The sequence below is a fragment of the Streptococcus oralis subsp. oralis genome (assembly GCF_002096495.1).
In the GTDB taxonomy this organism is placed as follows: Bacteria; Bacillota; Bacilli; order Lactobacillales; family Streptococcaceae; genus Streptococcus; species Streptococcus oralis_CU.
Map to the genome: position 1 here is coordinate 743,329 of NZ_NCUO01000012.1, position 20,961 is coordinate 764,289.

The window sequence follows — 20,961 nt, forward strand, 5'->3', positions numbered from 1 at the left end:
CCATTATTTTTCAGGAACTTTAATGCTTCCGTCAAGGATTTTAGCTTTTGCATCTTCAACAGCTTTTTTACCTTCTTCTGAAAGGTTTGTCACTGCTAGCTCAACCCCTTTATCTTTCAATGAGTAAACAATCACTTGTCCACCAGGGAATTCACCTTTTTCTGTTTTGTTGGCAATATCTTTTACAGTTGTACCAACTTGTTTCAATGTAGATACAAGAACGAAGTTAGATTCTTTACCATCTTTAGAAGTGTATTTACCTTCTGCTGCTTGGTCACGGTCTACACCGATAACCCAAACTTTTTCGTCTTCGTTTTTGTTTTCATTCAATGATTTTGCTTCAGCAAAGACACCAGCACCTGTACCACCAGCTGCTTGGTAGACGACGTCTGCACCGGCAGCGTATTGGGCTGCTGCGATTGTTTTACCTTTGGCAGCATCACCAAATGAACCAGCGTAGTCAACTTGGACTTTGATAGATGGATCTACTGACTCAACACCAGCTTTGAATCCAGCTGCAAAACGTGAAATAACTTCAGATTCGATACCACCTACAAAACCAACTTGTTTTGTTTTCGTAGTTTTCGCTGCTGCAACACCAGCAAGGTAAGCTGCTTCGTTATCCGCAAATCTTACGCTCGCAACATTCTTTTGACCTTCAATCACATCATCAATCAAGACATAGTTTAGGTCAGAGTGGTCTTTTGCTGCTTCCTCAACTGCATTGTGAAGGGCAAAACCAACACCAAAGATCAGGTTGTAACTTCCAGCCGCTTGTTGCAAGTTGTTAGCATAGTCTGCTTCACTTGTTGATTGGAAGTAAGTGTAACCTTTATCTTTAGAAAGATTGTGTTCTTTACCCCAGTCTTGCAAACCTTCCCAAGCTGATTGGTTAAATGATTTATCATCAACACCACCAGTATCTGTTACGATCGCTGCTTTGGTCTTCATTTCTGATGAAGATGAAGCTGCGTTACGAGAAGAGCGGTTACCACATGCAGCAAGTCCAACTGCTGCTACTGCAACTAGACCAAGGCCTAGCCATTGTTTCTTGTTCATTACTGAACCTCCTAAATAAGATGTGCAACGATGTTGCAAGTATGGATTATTTGGTCACACAGACCACAGCCACTTCAAGAGTGGCCCAGACTAATTTAAGTCTGTAAATGAGTATGGAAGTAACTCCCCGACCGTCATCTCGACCGTCGATTTATCTTTAGCGACTAAGGTCACTTTTAGATCTTGTTCAAAAAATTCAACCATGACCTGGCGGCAAGCACCACATGGCGAGATGGGTTTTTCAGTTTGTCCGTAGACAATCAATTCTGAAAATTCCCGTTTCCCCTCAGAGACTGCCTTGAAGATAGCTGTACGTTCCCCACAGTTAGTCAAGGGATAACTAGCATTCTCGATGTTCACACCTGTATAAATACTACCATCCTTGGCTACTAAAACAGCTCCGATAGGAAAGTGAGAATAGGGCACGTAGGCATTCTTGCTGGTTTCAATTGCTAGTTCAATTAACTCAGTAGTCGCCATCAGCCAATTCTCCTTTTAAGATTGCTACACCAGCGGATGTTCCAATACGAGTAGCACCTGCTTCCACAAAAGCGACAGCATCCGCATATGAACGAGCTCCACCAGCTGCCTTAACTCCCATATCTGGTCCGACTGTTTTACGCATCAACTGAACATCCTCAATAGTGGCACCACCAGTTGAAAATCCAGTTGATGTTTTGACAAAGTCAGCGCCTGCTTTCTGGGATAATTGGCAAGCCACAACCTTTTCATCGTCTGTCAACAAGCAAGCTTCAATAATGACCTTCACCAACTTGTCACCACTTGCTTCTACGACAGCACGGATGTCCGATTCAACTAAATCCAGATTGCCTGATTTGAGAGCACCGACATTGATAACCATATCAATCTCATCTGCACCATTTTGGACAGCTTCTTTTGTTTCAAAAGCTTTCACAGCTGAAGTTGTTGCTCCCAAAGGAAAACCTACTACTGTACAAACTTTTACATCTGAGCCTTCAAGCCCTGTTTTCGCATGTTTCACCCATGTGGGATTAACACAAACGCTGGCAAAGTCATACTCACGCGCTTCAGATAGCAAACAATCAATTTGTTCTTGGCTTGCATCTTGCTTTAAAAGCGTATGATCAATATATTTATTTAACTTCATATTCGGATTCTCCCTGGTTTTATGAGATAATTTCTATAATTTCTCGTAAACTTTGCACTCCATCATTTATTTTAACATATTTTTGAAATTCTGTAACTAGTTCAGAAGAAATTTTTCCATTTGTATAAACTTTTGCAACAATTTCCCCTTTTTGAACGGAGTCTCCAACCTTCTTCTCAAAAACAATCCCTGTTTCATAGTCCAAGTCATCAGACTTGATTGCACGACCAGCTCCTAGTCTCATGGCATAGAGGCCAAATTCCATTGCAGGAAGAGCTGAAATAACACCCGTATCTTGAGCTGGAATTTCCACCACATGGGCAACTTTGACGGGGCGATAAAGATCTTCTAAATCACCGCCTTGTGCTGTTACCATTTCTTCAAACTTAGCCAGTGCTTGGCCATTTTCCAGGTGTTGACGGATTTCCTCGATCGTTTTCTCAACATCAGCCAATCCAAGCATAATCTGAGCTAACTCGCAGATAAAGTGACTAATATCTTCTCGACCTTTTCCTTGAAGAATCTCGATTGCCTCAAGGATTTCGAGACGATTGCCAATGGCTCGTCCCAAGGGTTGGCTCATATCGGTAATAACTGCTACCGTCTTTCGACCAACTGCCTTACCAAGATCCACCATGGTTTGAGCCAATTCGCGTGCCTCATCAACCGTCTTCATAAAGGCACCCTCACCGACCGTTACATCTAGCAAAATGGCATCCGCTCCTGCAGCAATTTTCTTGCTCATCACCGAACTCGCAATCAAAGGAATCGTGTCGACAGTTGCGGTCACATCTCGGAGGGCATAGAGAAGTTTATCTGCTTTAACCAGCTGATCTGACTGCCCAATGACAGATACACCAATGTCCTGTACCTGACGAATGAAATCCTCTTGACTTCGCTCGACTTGGTAGCCCTTAATGGATTCCAATTTATCAATTGTCCCACCAGTATGGCCGAGACCTCGACCACTCATCTTAGCAACAGGCACGCCGAAACTCGCAACAAGGGGAGCCAAAATCAAGGTCACCTTATCACCTACACCACCAGTCGAATGCTTGTCAACTTTAACCCCATCAATAGCTGACAAATCAAACTCCTGACCTGTTTTAACCATATTCATCGTCAGATCAGAAATCTCACGTGTGGTCATTCCTTTAAAATAAACAGCCATAGCAAAAGCAGACATTTGATAATCTGGAACAGTTCCAGCCACATAGCCTTCTACCAACCATTTGATTTCAGCCGTAGTCAGTTCTTGACCATCTCGTTTCTTTTGGATTAAATCAACTGCTCTCATTCTTTCACACTTCTAAGGATATAATATCCCTTATCTTTCTTTACAATTTCACAACTTCCAAAAACGTCTTCCATCTTATTTCTAGCACTTGGAGCCCCTTGTTTTTTCTGAATGACGATGGTTAAATCTCCTCCGTCTTTCAAGAAATCTCTGCTCTTTTCGATAATCTCATGAACAACCTGTTTGCCCGCTCGAATCGGCGGATTGGAAATAACATGGTCAAACTTCCCTTCAACTTGTTCATAGATATTGGATTGGAAAATCGTTGCTTCTACTTTATTACGTTCAGCATTTTGTCGCGCTAGGTCCAAGGCACGATTATTGATATCGACCATGGTTACCTGAGCTCCATAAGCCTTGGCTAACGACAAACCCAATGGCCCATAACCACAACCCACATCAAGGACCTTCTCTCCTTCATTGACCTCTAGGCACTTAAGCAAGAGCTGACTCCCAAAGTCAACCATTTTCTTGCTGAAAACACCCGCATCCGTCAAAAAGGTCATGTTTTCTCCCAACAACTCCACTCTCAACTCATGAATGTCGTGAGCAGCATCAGGATTTTCTGCATAATACATTTTACTCATAAAACTATTTTACCATAATTTGGCTTGAATTGTAAATCGTTTACAAAGTGATGATCAAATGAAAAAGACTGAAGAATCCTAGTCAAAAAACCTTTTCTTCAATCTCTTTCAATTATTAGAAATACATTACAATCTATCGGGAACTACAAATTATCATAGTCAGGAAAAAACAGTTCGTCTGCAATCGGGCGCATTTTTATTACTATTTCTTAACCTTAAAATACTTTATTATCAACAAGATTCCCAATATGATGTTTAGATAAAAACCCAACTGATAAGTTTGTGTCAAGATTTCCAAACTTGTCCAAAGTCGTATCAAATCTTCTAGTGACATACGGAATAGATATCCTTCTGTAGCAATCCACAAAATCAAAAATAGATAACTACCAGCAGCAAGCCATTTCATCCACCGTTTTTTTAGTAGCCAAGCAATCAAGAGCGAACAGATAAAGACAACTGTTACAATGGCATGTTCCATCAAAAAAGTAAAACCGTAATAGATTTCCACAAAGCGTCTACCATTATCCGCATTCGCTCCTTTTATAAAAGGTAAGGAAAAACTGAGAATAAAACAGAGTTCCAATATATAACTTTTTAATATTTTCATGACACACCTCCTATAAGTTGCGAACCCAAAAGCTCACTTTTAATAACTGATAAGTCTTCAGAAACCATTCCCTATCTCATCATTAAATTATTCAACCTCCATCTACCTCTATTATACGATATTGACTTACTACCATCAAGAAACCGCTTTATCTTTTTAGCTTTTTATGGTATGATAAACAAAATATCTAGGGGAAAACAAATGACCAACGAATTTTTACATTTTGAAAAAATCAGTCGCCAGACTTGGCAATCATTGCATCGCAAAACAACCCCTCCCTTGACAGAGGAAGAGTTAGAATCCATCAAGAGTTTCAATGACCAGATTAGTCTACAGGACGTAACAGATGTCTATCTTCCCCTAGTTCATCTTATCCATATTTACAAGCGCACCAAGGATGATTTGGCCTTTTCAAAAGGAATTTTTCTCCAACGCGAAAGTAAATCTCAGCCTTTTATCATTGGGGTTTCTGGTAGTGTTGCTGTGGGAAAATCAACTACTAGTCGCTTACTTCAGATTCTTTTATCACGTACTCTCCCGGATGCTACTGTAGAATTGGTGACAACTGACGGTTTTCTCTATCCCAATCAAACCTTGATTGACCAAGATATCTTAAATCGCAAAGGTTTTCCTGAAAGTTATGATATGGAAACCTTGCTGAATTTTCTTGACCGCCTAAAGAATGGGCAAGATGTCGATATTCCTGTCTATTCTCATGAAGTGTATGACATCGTTCCTGGAGAGAAACAACGTGTCAAAGCTGCTGATTTTGTCATTGTCGAAGGCATCAATGTCTTTCAAAACCCTCAAAATGAGCGCCTTTACATTACTGATTTCTTTGATTTCTCCATCTATGTGGATGCTGCTGTCGAGGACATTGAAAGCTGGTATCTGGATCGTTTCTTAAAGCTGCTCAGCTTTGCCCAAAATGATCCCAACAGCTACTACCACCGCTTTACGCAAATGCCGATTGGAGAAGTTGAAGCCTTTGCTCACCAGGTTTGGACCAGCATTAATCTCACAAATCTACAAAACTATATCGAACCGACAAGGAATCGTGCTGAGGTTATTCTCCACAAGACTAAAAACCATGAAATCGATGAAATTTACCTAAAAAAATAATTTCCCCTTGTCAAAACATAAGTTTTCAGATATAATAGTATAGTTAGTAAATATGGAGGTAAGAACATTGGCAAACATTAAATCAGCTATCAAACGCGCTGAATTGAACGTTAAACAAAACGAAAAAAACTCAGCTCAAAAATCAGCTATGCGTACTGCTATCAAAGCTTTCGAAGCAAACCCTTCTGAAGAACTTTTCCGTGCTGCTAGCTCAGCTATCGACAAAGCAGAAACTAAAGGTTTGATTCATAAAAACAAAGCAAGCCGCGATAAAGCTCGTCTTTCAGCTAAACTTGCTAAATAAGAAACAGTCCATAGAGGCTGTTTTTTTGTCCTCTAATCAGAAAAGGTAGAAAATGAAAATAGCAATCATCGGATATTCTGGAGCAGGCAAGTCAACTCTAGCTGAAAAGTTGTCAAACTACTACTCCATCCCCAAACTGCATATGGACACACTCCAATTTCAACCTGGTTGGCAAGACAGTGACCGCGAATGGATGTTGACCGAGATGAAAAACTTTCTCACAAAGCATGAAGCTTGGGTCATCGATGGCAACTACTCTTGGTGTTGCTATGAAGAAAGAATGCAGGAAGCTGACCAAATCATCTTTCTCAATTTTTCACCATGGACTTGTCTCTTTCGAGCCTTTAAACGGTATCTCACTTACCGAGGCAAGGTCCGAGAAAGTATGGCTGCAGGTTGTCCTGAACGCTTTGACTGGGAATTTATCCGATGGATTCTCTGGGATGGGCGGACAAAGAATGCTAAAGAACGCTATCAACGGGTTCAAGAAACCTATCCAGAGAAAGTAATTGTCCTCCGGTCGCAAAAGGAGATGGACCACTTCTTAGAAAATCTCGTAAACAACAATAAAAACCAACGTGCCTAACGTTGGTTTTTCGCTATTACCCAATCACACTTCCGTTTGGTACAGCTGGATCAACTGTGAGAAGGGTTAATTGTCCATCATGTTCAGCTGAGAGAATCATCCCTTGGCTGACATATTTTTTCATCATCTTGCGTGGTTTGAGGTTGGCAACGATTTGGACTTTCTTGCCGACCAATTCTTGTTCGTTTGGATAGTATTTGGCAATTCCTGAGAGGATTTGACGATCTTCACCATCACCAGCATCTAGGCGGAATTGGAGCAACTTATCAGAACCTTCCACTTTAGAAACTTCTTTGACCTCTGCGACACGAATTTCAACCTTATCAAAGTCTTCAAATTTGATTTCATCCTTGTTGAGTTTGAGTTCGACTTCGTCTGGATTCCATTCTTTTTCGACAGCTGGCTTATTGCCTTCCATTTGTTCCTTGATATAGGCGATTTCTTCTTCCATATCCAGACGTGGGAAGATTGGTGTCCCTTTGGCAACTACAGTCACATCTACTGGGAAGTCAGCCAAGCTCAAGTTCTCAAGACTTGCTACTTCTTCCAAACCAAGTTGAGTCAAGACTGCACGACTGGTTTCCATCATAAACGGTTCAATCAAGTGGGCTACGACACGGAGGCTGGCTGCCAAGTGGCTCATAACACTTGCCAATTGGTCGCGAAGGGCTTCATCCTTAGCCAAGACCCACGGAGCAGTCTCATCGATGTATTTGTTGGTACGAGAGATAAGAGTCCAAACTGCTTCAAGAGCACGTGGGTAGTCAACGGCTTCCATGTGTGTATGGTAGTCTGCGATTGATTGTTCTGCAACCTCAGCAAGAGCATTATCAAACTCTGTTACACCCTCTACATAGGCAGGGATTTGACCATCGAAATACTTGTTGATCATAGAAACCGTACGGTTAAGGAGGTTTCCGAGGTCATTTGCCAATTCATAGTTGATACGACCTACATAGTCCTCAGGAGTGAAGGTTCCGTCTGAACCAACTGGAAGACTACGCATGAGGTAGTAACGAAGTGGATCCAGCCCAAAACGCTCTATCAACATTTCAGGATAGACAACGTTCCCTTTAGACTTAGACATCTTGCCGTCTTTCATAACAAACCACCCATGACCAATCAAACGTTCTGGTAATTTGATATCCAACATCATAAGAAGGATTGGCCAGTAGATTGAGTGGAAACGAAGAATATCTTTTCCGACCATGTGGAAGACCGTTCCGTTCCAGAACTTGTCAAAGTTAGCGTGTTCATCTTGATCGAAGCCGAGAGCTGTCACATAGTTAAGCAGAGCATCAAACCAAACGTAGACAACGTGTTTTGGATTAGATGGAACCTGGACACCCCAGGTAAAGGTTGTACGAGAAACCGCTAAGTCTTCCAAACCTGGCTCAATAAAGTTACGCAACATTTCATTAAGACGACCATCTGGAGTGATGAAATCAGGGTGCGATTTGAAAAATTCAACCAAACGGTCTTGGTATTTGCTGAGGCGAAGGAAATAAGACTCTTCTGAAACCCACTCCACTTCGTGACCTGATGGAGCGATACCACCCGTCACATTTCCAGCTTCGTCACGGAATACTTCTGCCAGCTGGCTTTCTGTAAAGAATTCCTCATCTGAGACTGAATACCAACCAGAGTATTCACCCAAGTAGATGTCATCTTGAGCAAGCAAGCGTTCAAAGACTTGCGCCACTACTTTTTCATGGTAGTCATCCGTCGTACGGATAAATTTATCGTATGAGATATCGAGCAATTTCCAAAGTTCTTTGACTCCAACCGCCATCCCATCAACATAGGCCTGTGGTGTAATCCCAGCTTCTTCTGCTTTTTGTTGAATCTTTTGACCATGCTCATCAAGACCAGTCAGATAAAAGACATCGTAGCCCATCAGGCGTTTGTAACGTGCTAAGACATCGCATGCGATAGTTGTGTAGGCAGAACCGATATGAAGTTTACCAGATGGATAGTAAATCGGTGTTGTAATATAAAAATTCTTTTCAGACATAATATTTCCTTTCCAGGCAAATGAAACCTGATTTTCTAACACTTCATTATATCATATTTTCGGTGATTTTCGATAGGAAAATCCATACAAAAACAAGACAGACAAATGTCCATCTTGTTTTTTTCTGTTCTATATCTTATTCATAACGAAGGGCTTCGATTGGATCGAGCTTAGAGGCTTTATTGGCCGGCAAGACTCCGAAAATCATCCCAACGCTGGCTGACACAGCCAAGCTAAAGAGAGCGATTGGGAGGGACACCCCAACTTCGATACCTGCAATCATGTTTTGAAGCAATACTCCAGCTAACATGGTCATTCCAGCAGCAATCCCAAGGCCGATAACACCACCTAGCAAGGTCAAGATCATGGATTCAATCAAAAACTGTACCAAGATATTAGCCCGTGTAGCACCGAGAGCTTTCCGCAGACCAATCTCACGCGTGCGTTCTGTTACCGAAACCAGCATGATATTCATAACACCAGTTCCCCCGACAAAGAGAGAGATTCCTGCGATGGCACTGATAATGGTTGTCATAAAACCAAATAGTTGTTGTACCTCTTGGAAGGCGGCAGTTGCATCCGCAACTTGGTACTCCCCTTGCTGAAGACCTGCAATCTCAGTCAGTTTTCGAGCCAACTCCGGACCCAAGGTCTGCGTTAGACTAGTATCATTGACACGAAAGACGATGTTCGAGATTTCATCAGTATTAAAATTGGCTGCGAGAGAGATATTAGTCGTAATTGGAAGACCACCAATCCCAAAGGCTTTAGCAGTTTTAGCTTCATTGCTAGTATAAACGCCAATCACACGGTAACTAAATTCATTGACAGAGATGACTTGATTAACCGCAGCTTCTGGACTATCAAACAAACTCTTGGCTAGTTCTTCATCCAACAAAATCACACTGGCAAATTCCTTGTAGTCTTGCGGTCTTAGACTTCTACCCGCAACGATTTCATTTTCAACTGCGTTCATGTAGGTGCTATTTCCGCCTGTCAGAGTCGCGCGTTCAACCTTCTTATCCTTATAAGATAGGGTGACGTTGGTCGAGTTGGTGACATAGTAACTGTCTACTCCTTTGAGTTTGGCAGCTTCCTTGACCCAGGATTCTAGTGGTTTTGGTGGTTCAACATGAACATCCTCTTCTTTCCCACTGACTGTCAAAGCGGATTGTTTCTGCGTAAAGGAGCCGTCCTTGCTTTTAATAGGAGAGAAAAAGACATGGATATCCTTCTGTGATTTGGTCATGTTTTTATTGACCTGACGAGACATGGAGTCTCCCAGAGCCATGATGACGACGACAGACGAAACTCCGATGATAATCCCAATCATGGTGAGGAAGGAACGCATCTTGTGAGCCATGATAGATGAAAAGGCAAATTTCAGATTCTGCATCTTAGTTTTCCTCCTTTTCTACTGGAGCGCTGTCTGATGAGATAACACCATCACGAATGACAATCTGGCGTTTGGCATAGGCAGCAATCTCAGGCTCATGCGTGACCATGATAATGGTTTTCCCTTCCTTGTTTAACTCCACCAACAACTGCATGATTTGGTTTCCCGTCTTGGTATCCAAGGCTCCTGTCGGTTCGTCAGCTAGGATGATAGAAGGATTATTTACCAAGGCACGGGCAATCGCTACCCGTTGCTTTTGTCCACCTGATAACTCTGACGGCAAGTGTTGGCTACGATCTGTCAACTCGACCTTTTCTAGAAACTCCTCAGCCAATTTCCGACGTTTTGATGCCGAAACTCCAGCGTAAATCAAGGGTAATTCGACATTTTGAAGAGCATTGAGTTTGGACAAGAGAAAGAACTGCTGAAAGACAAAGCCGATTTGCTGATTGCGGACCTTGGCCAGTTGTTTCTCTCCAAGACCTGCCACTTCTTGACCTTCAAGGTAGTACTCTCCACTGGTTGGTGTATCCAACATTCCGATGGTATTCATCAACGTAGACTTACCAGAACCAGACGGTCCCATAATGGCAACAAACTCACCCTCATGAACTTCTAAGTTAATATTTTTTAGGACCTGCAGTTCTTGGTCACCATTTCGATAACTCCTGCAGATATTTTTGAGACTAATTAGTTTCTTCATCAGCCTTCACCTCTTTTCCTTCTTCCAAGGAAGATGTTGGATTACTGATGACCTTGGCTCCGTCTGTCAAACCTGAAGTAATTTCTTGGTTGTCTGCGTCCGCATTCCCCAAAGTAACTTCTACCTTCTTCGCTTTTTTCTGGTCGTCTACTAGCCAGACATAGTTTTTGTCATTCTCGGTAACGATACTTGTCAAAGGAACAAGGATGGCTTTACTCTTGTTCTTAACTTCAACACTGACAGAGAAACCTTGTTTCAACTCACCGATTTCGCTGGTCACATCAACAGTATAAGGGTACTTAGACCCAGTATTTCCTCCAAGGGCAGCATTTGCTGCTTCCCCGTTGTTTTTAGGATAATCAGAAATATAGCTGATTTTACCTGTCCAGCTCTTATCTTGATAAACCTTCGAAGTAAAGGTAACTTCTTGCCCTACAGAAAGGTTAGCTAGGTTGTATTCAGACAACTCCCCTTTGACCTGCAGGTTTTCATTACTTACGACATGTACTACCACTTGGCTATTACCTGTTGGCGATTTGGAAACATTACGATTGACTTCAACTACAGTCCCTTCTAGTGTACTAAGGACAGTTGCAGCATCTAGCTGAGCTTGAGCCTTGTTGAGCTGAGTCACAGCATCTGCACGGTTATCCTTGGCATCACTGATTTGAGAATCAATAGAGGATACGGAAGAAGTTGCTGCTTGCGCTTGTTCTGGGAGTCCAGCTTCTGTTGGAACTTGTGGAGAAGCTGGTGCAGCTGATGCATTCTCACGAGCTTTGTTTAACTCCTCGATATGACGGTCTGCCTTTGCAACTGCACGATCGGCTGCATCATAGGCAGCTTGAGCATCTGCACTGCTGTATTTCACCAAAGCTTGCCCTTCTTCTACCTTGTCCCCAACCGAAACAAGAATTTCATCTAAATCTCCCTTACTAGCATCAAAATAAACGTATTGTTCATTTTTTGCTGTAACCGTACCTGACAAGAGAACCGATGAAGCAACGGAACCTTCCTTAGCAGTAACGATATGAGAGGTTTCATCCTTGACTGCTGACTGGGAAGGTTGTCTAAAAATCATAATCGCCGCAGCACCGATAACAATAGCACTGGCAACACCAATCGCTGTATATAATTGCCATTTTTTTGCCTTTTTATTTCTTTTCATTTTCAAGCTCCTTTATTCTTTTGCCTTACAAAAACCATTATATCAGAAACACCAAGCCCAAACAATAACAGTTCAGATGGAAACAATGACAATTCAGAATCATTATTTCGTTCGGCATTCGTTTATTGGGTTATTGTTCTAGAAATAGAATACAATATCTTTTGGAATTTGGCAAGCGTTTTTATAATTTTTTTACCGTAGCAGATTTTTGCATTCAAAAAATAAAAACGATAGAATATGACTATCAAAGCTATAAGGAGTTTTCTATGAGAGAATATGATATCATCGCCATTGGTGGAGGGAGCGGTGGCATCGCCACTATGAACCGAGCTGGTGAACACGGCGCTAAAGCAGCTGTTATCGAAGAAAAAAAATTAGGCGGAACTTGTGTCAATGTCGGCTGTGTTCCTAAAAAAATCATGTGGTATGGAGCACAAATCGCTGAAAGCTTCCACCACTACGGTCCTGACTATGGGTTTACGAGTTCAAATGTTCAATTTGATTTCGCAAAACTTCGTCAAAATCGTGAAGCCTATATCGATCGCGCTCGTTCATCTTATGATGGAAGTTTCAAACGCAACGGAGTTGATTTGATTGAGGGGCGTGCTCATTTTGTTGATTCCCACACTGTCAGTGTTAATGGTGAATTGATTCGTGCCAAGCATATCGTGATTGCGACTGGTGCTCGTCCAAGCATCCCAACTATCCCTGGAGCTGAACTCGGTGGCAGCTCAGACGATGTCTTTGCTTGGGAGCAGCTTCCTGAATCCGTTGCGATTCTTGGAGCTGGTTATATCGCCGTTGAATTAGCAGGTGTTCTCCACGCACTAGGAGTAAAAACCGATTTGTTTGTCCGTCGCGATCGTCCCTTGCGTGGTTTTGACAGCTACATCGTTGAAGGACTTGTCAATGAAATGGAAAAAACAGGTCTACCTTTGCACACACATAAGGTACCCGTCAAGCTCGAAGAAACGGAGCAAGGTATTACCATTCATTTCGAAGACGGTTCTAGTCACACTGCCAGCCAAGTTATCTGGGCTACCGGTCGCCGTCCAAATGTAGACGGTCTGGAGTTAGAAAAGGCTGGCGTCACACTCAACCAACGTGGATTTATCCAAGTAGATGAATATCAAAATACAGTTGTAGATGGCATCTATGCTCTTGGAGATGTTACTGGTGAGAAAGAACTGACCCCGGTAGCCATCAAGGCAGGACGTACCTTATCTGAACGCCTCTTCAACGGGAAAACAAATGCCAAGATGGACTACACGACTATCCCTACTGTTGTTTTCTCCCACCCAGCAATCGGAACAGTCGGTTTAACTGAAGATCAAGCTATCAAAGAATACGGCCAAGATAACATCAAAGTCTACAAGTCAAGCTTTGCATCAATGTACTCAGCCGTTACAAGCCATCGTCAAGAATCTCGCTTCAAACTCATCACCGCCGGTGCTGACGAAAAAGTTGTTGGACTTCACGGACTTGGTTACGGAGTGGATGAGATGATTCAAGGATTCGCTGTTGCTATTAAGATGGGAGCAACCAAGGCGGACTTTGATGCTACAGTAGCTATCCACCCAACCGCTTCAGAAGAATTTGTGACCATGCGCTAATTATCGCAAGAGACCTCTTGAGGTCTCTTTTTACTTGCAAAATCGGCTGTTACAAAATTGTTACCTTGATTTCATAAATAGGTTGACTTTTCTTTCTAAATTAGTATAATAGTTACTATAATTTTGAAAAGAGGTTAACAGTTTTGAAAAAAGCTCATATCTATGCTATCCCTGCTATCGGTGCTGCTCTCATCGCTGTATTGGCACAAATCAGTCTCCCTATCGGTCCTGTACCTTTCACTTTGCAAAACTTTGCGATTGGTCTGATTGCTACTGTTTTTAGACCCAGAGAAGCTGTTCTATCTGTAGCTCTCTATCTCTTGCTGGGTGCCATTGGTTTACCTGTTTTTGCAGGGGGAGGAGCTGGATTTCACGTTTTAGTCGGCCCAAGTGCAGGCTATCTTTGGTTCGACCTTGTCTATGCTGGACTTACATCTTATCTCATCCATCAAAAAAGTGGCTACATTCGCATTTTCCTAGCCAACCTCTTGGGTGACTCCCTCGTCTTTGTCGGAGGTATTCTCAGCCTCCACTTCCTTGCTGGTATGCCACTTGACAAGGCACTCGCTGTTGGCGTCCTTCCCTTTATCCTCCCTGATCTTGGTAAGATTATTGCCATTAGTTTCATTAGTCGTCCCCTACTCGAACGATTGAAAAGTCTTCCATATTTTTCAAGATAAAAGAATAGTCCAGAACAATTGTTCTGGACTATTTCCTTTCCAATTACTTTCTAAGAACTAACTGAAAATTAACTCTCTTTTAGAGATTATTTATTTTTACGGCTTACAAAGTACAATCCACCAGTCACTGCCATCAAAGCAAGTCCTGCAACTACTGCTGCGTTAGATGCTTTTTCACCAGTGTTAGGAAGTTGAGGTTTTGGACCTGGTTTTCCTGGTTCATTTGGTTTACCTGGTGTTGGTTTTTCAGGAGTGTGTGTATTTGTAACGTTCATACCTTTTTCTTCTGCTGTGTACCCATTCACAGTACCAACTTCTTTGACAGTGTACTCGATTGGTTTACCATTTGCGTAACGATCAAGGCCTGTAAACTCGAAGGCCCACTCGTTATCTGATAGAGCTGTTGCCTTTGTAACAGTTACAGTCTTACCAGTTTCTTTACCGTTGGCAAGAAGTGCTACAGTAATTGAGTCTGGACGAATACCGTCTTTATTATTAGCATCATCCCAGATCTTCTTACCTTTCACAGTAATTTTCTCTGGTGTATGTTCGTTAGTAATCGTATACTTACCGTCTTTTTCTGGAGTAATTGTTGAAGTATATTCTTTCACAGCTACTTCTTTGACAGTGTACTTGATTTCTGTACCATTTTCATACTTAGGAAGTGCTTTTGATTCGAACTTCCAACCAGTAGCTTCTGAAACTTCAATTTCTTGAACGAGTTCAGCTTTTTCGCCTTCCCCCTTAAAGATTTGAACTTTCACTTTATCTGTACGTTTACCGTCTTGGTTGTTGTTATCTTTCCAAACCTTAGTTCCTGAAAGGATAACTGTTTCTGGATTATGAGTGTTTGTCACTACTTGACCAGTTACAGAGGCTTCATAACCAGCTGGTACATCCACTTCCTTGATTGAGTAAGTGATTTCTTTACCAGCTTCGTATTGTGGAAGATTTGTGAAGGATGCTACCCAAGTGTTAGCGTCTGTCTTATCCTTAGCTGTCAAGGTCAATTTCTTACCTTCAACGGCTACTGGATCAGCATCTCCTACTTTTTTATAAAGTTGAACCGTTACTGACTCAGGACGTTTACCGTCTTGGTTATTCGCGTCGTTCCATACTTTTGTTACTTTGTAGTCGATTGCTTTAGGAGCATATTTGTTTGTGATCGTAAAGTCTGTAATCGTTGATTCGTATTCTGCTACGGCATCTTCTGTTACAGTGTATTTGATTTCTTTACCATCTTTATATTTTGCTAATTTCGTGAATTCGACAGTCCAAGTTCCGTCTGCGGCTGCTTGAACTTCTTTCGATTCAACTTTCTGACCGTCTGCTAAAAGATTGATTGTAATCTTGGTTGGACGTTTACCGTCTTGGTTGTTTGCGTCATCCCAGTTCTTAGTTGCTTTTACATCAACTGTTTCTGGAGAATAGCTATTTGTGATGGTGAATCCTGATGCAGCGTCACCAGTAACGTCAGAAGTGTAACCAGTAACAGTTACTTCTACTACAGTGTACTGGATAGGTGTTCCGCCTTTATCAGCATCAAGATTTGTGAAGCTTCCTGCCCAACCGTTTGCTTCAGTCAATTCAAGTGTTTTACCTGTATCTTGACCATCTGCAAGCAATTTAACTGTGATAGAAGTTGGACGTTTACCGTCTTGGTTGTTTGCGTCCTTCCATACTTTCTTCACAGGAACTTCAGTTTTCGCTGGAGTGTATTTGTTTGTAAATACAAGATCGTTAGCTTCTTTTGAAGCAGTTGCTTTCAATTCAGTTGCACTTACTTTCACAACAGTTACTTCAACTTCTTGAACTGTCTTATCGTAAGTGATGCCTGTTTCAGTTCCAGCAACTTCAGAGATGGTATACTTGTGAGTTCCCACTTGGCTCTCATCATATGAGATTGGTGAGAATGTCACTGTTCCATCAGCAGCGTTTTTCACCGTTTCAACAACAGTTCCGTCTTCTTTCTTCAATTCAAAGCTGTATTTACCAGCTTCAAGGTCTTTACCTTCAAGAACTTTCTTAGCTCCAAGAGTTACACTTGTAGCCCCTGCTGGAGTGTAAGTGTTCTCAAATGCTTTTTCATCGTCGTAAGTAACAGTTGCTTCAAGGGCACCTTTACCATTGTCCGTTACAGTAACTGTAGCAGTGATTGTTTTCGTGTCGTACGTGATGCCTGTAGCAGTACCAGCTTTTTCAGTAATCTTGTAAGTGAAAGTTCCAACTTCATCGAATGACAAGGCTGAGAACTTAACGTTTCCATCTTTGTCATTCTTGACTGTCTCTTTCACATTACCATCTTTGTCTGTCAAAGTAAACTCAAACTCATCAGCTTTCAACTCACGACCAGTAAGTGTTTTCTTAACTGCAAGAGGAGCTGGAGTTTTTGAAGCTCCGTAGCTGTTGTTAAACTCTTTGTCCGCTGGGTAAGTTACGTTAGCAGTAAGTTTTCCTTCACCATCGTCTGTAACTTCTACTGTGACTTTCACTTCGAGACTATCGTATGTTACACCGTCAATAGTTTGTCCAGCGTTAGTTTCAACGATAGTGTATTTGTAAGTCCCAGCTGCAGTGTAGTCGATTGGAGAGAATTTAACCTTACCGTCGGCAGTGTTCTTCACTTTTTGAACTTCTGAGCCATCTGCGTCGTTCTTCAAGACAAACTCAAACTCATCAGCTTTCAAGGTACGACCGGTAAGAGCTTTTGTCACTTCAATAGGAGCTGAAGTTTTCTCAGCAGCGTATGTATTTTCAAAAGTCTTATCATCATTTTCGTAAGCGACAGCTGCAGACAATTTGCCCTCAGCATCTGCTGTTACAGTAACTGTAACGCCAACAGGGTTGGCATCGTAAGTAACACCTTTTTCAGTTGTGTTCGCTTTTTTCTCAACGATGTGGTAGTTGTATGTACCAGCTTTGTCAAATGTCAATTCAGCAAAGTTGATATTACCATCCGCATCATTTGTTACTGTTTCAACAACTTTGTTTGTCTTATCATTGAACAAGTCGAATTCAAACTCTCCAGCTTTCATAGCTCGACCAGTCAATTTTTTAATTGCTTGAATTTGAGCTTTTGTACTGTTGCGTTTGTTTGAGATTGTTTTGATAACACCTTCTTGGCCAACAGTTACTTTGATTGGAGTTGAATCCAATTGGTAACCTTTAGGAGCTTCAATCTCAGTAATGGTGAATTCACCCTTCTTAACGTCCTCATCAGTATAGATTGCAGACTGGGCAACACCACTAGCGTCTGTTGTTACTGTTTCTTCTTGTGCTGTAGTTGCACCTTCTGGAGGAGAAATCTTGAATTTAGCTCCTGCAAGACGGTCAAGTGATTTTTCATCTACTTTATACAACGTGATACGGTAACCAGTTTTCAGCTGGATAGTACCACCTGATGTAACTGTTGAATTACCGATAACTTTTGTAACAGTTTCAGTACGATCGTCGCTCACTGGAAGAACTTGGTCATCAGCTGTAATTTCAGCATTGTTTTGAACTTTGGTTCCATCAGCTGGCGCTGTTGTGTTATAGACGATACGGAATGCTGCTGCTTTACCGTTTGTAGCACGGATTGCTTTAGCATTGTTAAAGGTAATAGTAAACTCAGTGTAAGAATCATTCCACTTGATTTCGTAGTCTTTACCTGCTTCAAGAGTTACGTCATCAACTAAAGCATAGACTTTGTTGTAGTAACCAGCAGTAACCACGATTGATTCAGGGATGATTTGCATTGGTGAGTAGTCCTTGTCAACCCAGTCACGAACTACAATCTTGTTGTACTCAGCTTGTTTAGGGTTTACACGAAGATTCCACTTGTGGATGTAATCTCCTGATTTTTCAAGGAGGGCTGATTCCCATTTTTCTTTATTGATAGTACCATTAACTTTACTAATGTTTGTTTTACCAATACCTTCAGAATAGTCTGGTTCTCCACCTTTTTTGAACTTCATCTTGAAGTTGACATCGTCTTTTGTTTCAGTCTTATCAAGTTGAATTGATTCTTCTTCTGTTTCTTTCTTAGAGCTGAAAGCTACATAGAAGGTACCTGAAACACCACGAACTTCTGTACCACCTTTTTTCTTAAGGTACTCAGCAAGGTTTTTCAAAGTAATGGTAACTTTACCACCTTGGTTGTCACCATTAGAAACAACTGTTGCATCACCTACAGCAGTATCAGTCTCTTTATCTTTGAGTTCAAAGGTTTCAGCACGAACAGACAATGGAGCTGGAATAGTGAATGTAAAGGTATCACCATCATTCAACTTACCATCGTAAGCGCTCAAATCAAAATCAGTAGCAAACTTATAGTTTTCGTAAGATTGATTTTGAGGTGCTAGATTGTAAACTCCTTTTGCATCTGGAGTTACAAATTTACCATTATCAGTCTCCCAAATACCAACTTTGGTAATGACATTTTTAAGTTCTTGCGCTTGAACAGTATTTGTCAAAGCTGCAGAACCAAATAGAACTAAGAGTGGCGTTAAAATATAGAGCCACAATTTTTTAATCTCATGACTTTCCTTTCTATATGACTGAAATTAATTGAAATTGATTGAACAACGTGTCATCTCTCTCCAATAGGCAACACCCCTTTCAATCGCATAATTTGCTACATGATAAAATACCTGTAACATGTGCTTGGGGAAATGGCCACGTGGTTTGTATTATTCAAAAACAATTACTAAATTCAATCTTTAGCAGGAGCGTCACTACTCTTAGGTCAGAGAGGAAATATAGCAAAATATATCCTAACCTATTATACTATATATCATTAAGTATTTTTATGAAAATCCTTTAATTTATCAAGTTATTTGTTTACACGGTGTCAATTTTTTAGATATATTATTTTTACCCCTCAAATAATACGGCATTATCATAAGAATTGTCTAAAAATACTGATGTGATAGGAATTTTCAGAAAACGCATTTTCACTGATTGAGCTATATTTTATAAATTATTTGTGATACAATAGAGTTACCTAAAAGATTCAGAAAATTTAATGTTCATTGATTGTTTATATTAACTTGAACATTCTGATTTTTCTTCATTCAAAAACAACTGTAAATAATTATAAATAGAAAGGTGAAATCATGCCAAAGAATACTCGTGACTTAATTATTAATTCACTCATCACACTTGCTAAGAAGAACCCTCTGCGCTCTTCTTTTACCATGACTGAAATCGCAGCTGAAGCTGGTATTTCACGACAAGCGATTTATCAAAAGCATTTTAACAACTTTGAAGATATTATCGAATACATTCACGAAGAGACCAATCAGCACATTTTTAACGTCTTTAATAAGTACTGCCCTAGCAATGATGGAGATCCTATCAGCTTTTTAGCAGACCATATACTTCCTCTCATATACGAAAAAAGGGAAATTGTTAACACCTTGTATACCACACAAGTCGACCCATGTTGGAAGGAATTTCTGCGTGGAACATACTCAGAGTGGGTACTAAAGAATGTCAATTACCAACTGAAATATAATTTTAATAAAGAGGACATCGCTTATATCATTACGACCATGGCATTCTCTTTCATTGAAGTCTGGATTCGTAAGGATGATCCAACACCACCTGAAGAGTATAGAGAGACTTTTATTCAATTGTCTAAAACTTCTCTGTGTGACTATATTGTGTCCTAAAAAAAGAATCTTGAGTTGCACTCAAGATTCTTTTTATTGTTGCCCTTTAAAGGCATCGACCATTACCTGAAATTCTTCATTGGAAAGCGTGATTCCTTTGCCCATTTTGGTATGGTCTGGGCTCCAAGCGCGAATGTCAAACTTTGCAGGGGCACCATTAAAGCTAACGCGATTTAGTTCTTTTGTCCATCCTTTGTCATTTTCAGACAAGGTGAGCAAGTGTTCTTCGATTTCAAATGTAAATTCTGCCATTTTAACTCCTTTATGTGATATGCTTTCTATAGTCTATTCGTAAAAATCTTGTGGTTTTTAGGAAAATTTTATATAATGTGGATATATAAGAAGGGAGGATTCTATGAGACAGACATTCAAACTAGTTCTAGATAAACTACATGGTTTTCTCAATGGGAATGATGATCATCCTCAAATCGAGGATAACTCCCTCACTGCTATGATTGAACAAGCCATCCAAAGAAAGACGGCTGTTCATGTCATACTTGCTGAGACAAGTTTTACGGGTGATATTGTTAAACACGATGCTAATCGCCAACAAATTATCGTCAAAAATTTTTCAAAAAACGTGACCCGAATCATTCGTATCAGTGATATTAAACGACTTCGTTTTGTTCCCTCAACCGTACAAAAAGCTCAGAAAAGTCTATTTAAGAAAGAGTGAGATGTTCTTTGCATCCCACTCTTTTTCTTAACGGATTTGTTCAAAATGAAGATGAACAGCGATATGGTCGCCATAACCACTTCTCTCCAAATCGCGTTGCAAGCGATAAGAGATATAATGTTCTGCGATTGTAATGTAGCCAGCTCCAAGCAAGCGGTGCTCAACCATTGACTGGATCATGCTGATAGTCGCACGTTCTACTTTTGCTTCTTCCAAGTCCAAAACGACTTTTTTAGTAACTTGAGCTAAGTTTTGACGTAAGTCATCGGTCAAAACATAAACTGTTTGAGCTGCTTTTAGGACAGCTTGGTAAATTTTATCTGGATCAAATTCAGCAATTTCTCCATTACGTTTGATTACTTGCAT

The 20,961-nt window shown here is 40.9% G+C and carries 20 protein-coding genes; 7 read left to right on the forward strand and 13 right to left on the reverse strand.

Annotated elements, in window-relative coordinates; genetic code table 11:
- Window positions 1-3: 3 nt before the first annotated feature.
- The 6 genes from B7717_RS09040 to B7717_RS09065 all read right to left on the reverse strand — a co-directional run bounded on the left by B7717_RS09040 (window position 4) and on the right by B7717_RS09065 (window position 4,679).
- Window positions 4-1,059, reverse strand: a complete 1,056-nt coding sequence (locus B7717_RS09040) for a BMP family lipoprotein (protein WP_045591051.1) — start codon at window positions 1,057-1,059, stop codon at window positions 4-6.
- Window positions 1,060-1,149: 90 nt separating this feature from the next.
- On the reverse strand, window positions 1,150-1,539 hold the full coding sequence (locus B7717_RS09045; protein WP_000246104.1) for a cytidine deaminase: 390 nt from the start codon (window positions 1,537-1,539) through the stop codon (window positions 1,150-1,152).
- Window positions 1,526-2,188, reverse strand: a complete 663-nt coding sequence (gene deoC, locus B7717_RS09050) for a deoxyribose-phosphate aldolase (RefSeq protein WP_000773690.1) — start codon at window positions 2,186-2,188, stop codon at window positions 1,526-1,528. The genes B7717_RS09045 and deoC overlap by 14 nt, the downstream gene beginning before the upstream one ends.
- A gap of 19 nt (window positions 2,189-2,207) precedes the next feature.
- Complete coding sequence (locus B7717_RS09055; protein WP_001202985.1) at window positions 2,208-3,485, reverse strand: pyrimidine-nucleoside phosphorylase; 1,278 nt, start codon at window positions 3,483-3,485, stop codon at window positions 2,208-2,210.
- Entirely contained in the window at window positions 3,482-4,072 is a 591-nt protein-coding gene (locus B7717_RS09060; protein ID WP_008293752.1) for a class I SAM-dependent methyltransferase, read from the reverse strand. Before B7717_RS09060 ends, B7717_RS09055 begins: the two co-directional genes overlap by 4 nt.
- 202 nt (window positions 4,073-4,274) lie before the next feature.
- Window positions 4,275-4,679 (reverse strand): hypothetical protein, encoded by a 405-nt coding sequence (locus B7717_RS09065; protein ID WP_000698119.1) that lies wholly within the window; start codon window positions 4,677-4,679, stop codon window positions 4,275-4,277.
- 201 nt (window positions 4,680-4,880) lie between these two features.
- On the opposite strand from B7717_RS09065, the gene coaA reads away from it, so the two are divergent.
- From coaA to B7717_RS09080, 3 genes are all read left to right on the forward strand, one after another.
- Window positions 4,881-5,801, forward strand: a complete 921-nt coding sequence (gene coaA, locus B7717_RS09070; protein WP_000180520.1) for a type I pantothenate kinase — start codon at window positions 4,881-4,883, stop codon at window positions 5,799-5,801.
- Between the two features lie 67 nt (window positions 5,802-5,868).
- Window positions 5,869-6,105 carry a 30S ribosomal protein S20 gene (gene rpsT / locus B7717_RS09075; protein ID WP_001274000.1) on the forward strand — a complete coding sequence of 79 codons (237 nt, stop codon included), beginning with the start codon at window positions 5,869-5,871 and terminating at the stop codon, window positions 6,103-6,105.
- 52 nt (window positions 6,106-6,157) lie between these two features.
- On the forward strand, window positions 6,158-6,691 hold the full coding sequence (locus tag B7717_RS09080) for a DNA topology modulation protein (protein ID WP_049520706.1): 534 nt from the start codon (window positions 6,158-6,160) through the stop codon (window positions 6,689-6,691).
- Between the two features lie 16 nt (window positions 6,692-6,707).
- Here the strand turns inward: B7717_RS09080 and metG are convergent, their stop codons facing one another.
- The 4 genes from metG to B7717_RS09100 all read right to left on the reverse strand — a co-directional run bounded on the left by metG (window position 6,708) and on the right by B7717_RS09100 (window position 11,972).
- The gene (gene metG / locus B7717_RS09085) at window positions 6,708-8,705 is read right to left on the reverse strand and encodes a methionine--tRNA ligase (RefSeq protein ID WP_049520705.1); all 1,998 of its coding nucleotides are present in this window, start codon (window positions 8,703-8,705) and stop codon (window positions 6,708-6,710) included.
- 136 nt (window positions 8,706-8,841) lie between these two features.
- Window positions 8,842-10,101, reverse strand: coding sequence for an ABC transporter permease (locus B7717_RS09090; RefSeq protein ID WP_007519837.1), 1,260 nt, complete (start codon window positions 10,099-10,101; stop codon window positions 8,842-8,844).
- Between the two features lies 1 nt (window position 10,102).
- Window positions 10,103-10,804 carry an ABC transporter ATP-binding protein gene (locus B7717_RS09095; protein ID WP_084944588.1) on the reverse strand — a complete coding sequence of 234 codons (702 nt, stop codon included), beginning with the start codon at window positions 10,802-10,804 and terminating at the stop codon, window positions 10,103-10,105.
- Entirely contained in the window at window positions 10,788-11,972 is a 1,185-nt protein-coding gene (locus tag B7717_RS09100) for an efflux RND transporter periplasmic adaptor subunit (RefSeq protein ID WP_084944590.1), read from the reverse strand. The genes B7717_RS09095 and B7717_RS09100 overlap by 17 nt, the downstream gene beginning before the upstream one ends.
- 266 nt (window positions 11,973-12,238) lie before the next feature.
- Between B7717_RS09100 and gor the strand changes: the two genes are divergently transcribed.
- On the forward strand, window positions 12,239-13,585 hold the full coding sequence (gor, locus tag B7717_RS09105; protein ID WP_084881760.1) for a glutathione-disulfide reductase: 1,347 nt from the start codon (window positions 12,239-12,241) through the stop codon (window positions 13,583-13,585).
- 143 nt (window positions 13,586-13,728) lie between these two features.
- A complete protein-coding gene (locus tag B7717_RS09110) occupies window positions 13,729-14,265 on the forward strand; it encodes a biotin transporter BioY (RefSeq protein ID WP_000709011.1) in 537 nt (178 codons plus the stop codon).
- An 86-nt stretch (window positions 14,266-14,351) separates the two neighbouring features.
- On the opposite strand, the gene B7717_RS09115 is transcribed toward B7717_RS09110, so the two are convergent.
- On the reverse strand, window positions 14,352-18,770 hold the full coding sequence (locus B7717_RS09115) for a Cna B-type domain-containing protein (RefSeq protein ID WP_241502074.1): 4,419 nt from the start codon (window positions 18,768-18,770) through the stop codon (window positions 14,352-14,354).
- Window positions 18,771-19,361: 591 nt separating this feature from the next.
- Between B7717_RS09115 and B7717_RS09120 the strand changes: the two genes are divergently transcribed.
- Window positions 19,362-19,919 carry a TetR/AcrR family transcriptional regulator gene (locus tag B7717_RS09120; protein WP_084944595.1) on the forward strand — a complete coding sequence of 186 codons (558 nt, stop codon included), beginning with the start codon at window positions 19,362-19,364 and terminating at the stop codon, window positions 19,917-19,919.
- Between the two features lie 33 nt (window positions 19,920-19,952).
- On the opposite strand, the gene B7717_RS09125 is transcribed toward B7717_RS09120, so the two are convergent.
- A complete protein-coding gene (locus B7717_RS09125) occupies window positions 19,953-20,171 on the reverse strand; it encodes a YdbC family protein (RefSeq protein ID WP_000807417.1) in 219 nt (72 codons plus the stop codon).
- A 103-nt stretch (window positions 20,172-20,274) separates the two neighbouring features.
- On the opposite strand from B7717_RS09125, the gene B7717_RS09130 reads away from it, so the two are divergent.
- Window positions 20,275-20,595 carry a eukaryotic translation initiation factor 4 gamma gene (locus B7717_RS09130; RefSeq protein ID WP_084944597.1) on the forward strand — a complete coding sequence of 107 codons (321 nt, stop codon included), beginning with the start codon at window positions 20,275-20,277 and terminating at the stop codon, window positions 20,593-20,595.
- A 27-nt stretch (window positions 20,596-20,622) separates the two neighbouring features.
- Here B7717_RS09130 and B7717_RS09135 read toward each other — a convergent pair whose 3' ends face one another.
- Window positions 20,623-20,961, reverse strand: coding sequence for an ATP cone domain-containing protein (locus B7717_RS09135; protein WP_001196045.1), 339 nt, complete (start codon window positions 20,959-20,961; stop codon window positions 20,623-20,625).

Coding starts and splice junctions, on each gene's coding strand:
- B7717_RS09065 (WP_000698119.1), bottom strand. CDS start 4,679: ATGAAAATATTAAAAAGTTATATATTGGAACTCTGTTTTATTCTCAGT.
- B7717_RS09045 (WP_000246104.1), bottom strand. CDS start 1,539: ATGGCGACTACTGAGTTAATTGAACTAGCAATTGAAACCAGCAAGAAT.
- B7717_RS09130 (WP_084944597.1), top strand. CDS start 20,275: ATGAGACAGACATTCAAACTAGTTCTAGATAAACTACATGGTTTTCTC.
- B7717_RS09080 (WP_049520706.1), top strand. CDS start 6,158: ATGAAAATAGCAATCATCGGATATTCTGGAGCAGGCAAGTCAACTCTA.
- B7717_RS09095 (WP_084944588.1), bottom strand. CDS start 10,804: ATGAAGAAACTAATTAGTCTCAAAAATATCTGCAGGAGTTATCGAAAT.
- B7717_RS09055 (WP_001202985.1), bottom strand. CDS start 3,485: ATGAGAGCAGTTGATTTAATCCAAAAGAAACGAGATGGTCAAGAACTG.
- deoC (WP_000773690.1), bottom strand. CDS start 2,188: ATGAAGTTAAATAAATATATTGATCATACGCTTTTAAAGCAAGATGCA.
- B7717_RS09040 (WP_045591051.1), bottom strand. CDS start 1,059: ATGAACAAGAAACAATGGCTAGGCCTTGGTCTAGTTGCAGTAGCAGCA.
- gor (WP_084881760.1), top strand. CDS start 12,239: ATGAGAGAATATGATATCATCGCCATTGGTGGAGGGAGCGGTGGCATC.
- B7717_RS09060 (WP_008293752.1), bottom strand. CDS start 4,072: ATGAGTAAAATGTATTATGCAGAAAATCCTGATGCTGCTCACGACATT.
- B7717_RS09135 (WP_001196045.1), bottom strand. CDS start 20,961: ATGCAAGTAATCAAACGTAATGGAGAAATTGCTGAATTTGATCCAGAT.
- B7717_RS09120 (WP_084944595.1), top strand. CDS start 19,362: ATGCCAAAGAATACTCGTGACTTAATTATTAATTCACTCATCACACTT.
- coaA (WP_000180520.1), top strand. CDS start 4,881: ATGACCAACGAATTTTTACATTTTGAAAAAATCAGTCGCCAGACTTGG.
- B7717_RS09100 (WP_084944590.1), bottom strand. CDS start 11,972: ATGAAAAGAAATAAAAAGGCAAAAAAATGGCAATTATATACAGCGATT.
- B7717_RS09125 (WP_000807417.1), bottom strand. CDS start 20,171: ATGGCAGAATTTACATTTGAAATCGAAGAACACTTGCTCACCTTGTCT.
- B7717_RS09090 (WP_007519837.1), bottom strand. CDS start 10,101: ATGCAGAATCTGAAATTTGCCTTTTCATCTATCATGGCTCACAAGATG.
- metG (WP_049520705.1), bottom strand. CDS start 8,705: ATGTCTGAAAAGAATTTTTATATTACAACACCGATTTACTATCCATCT.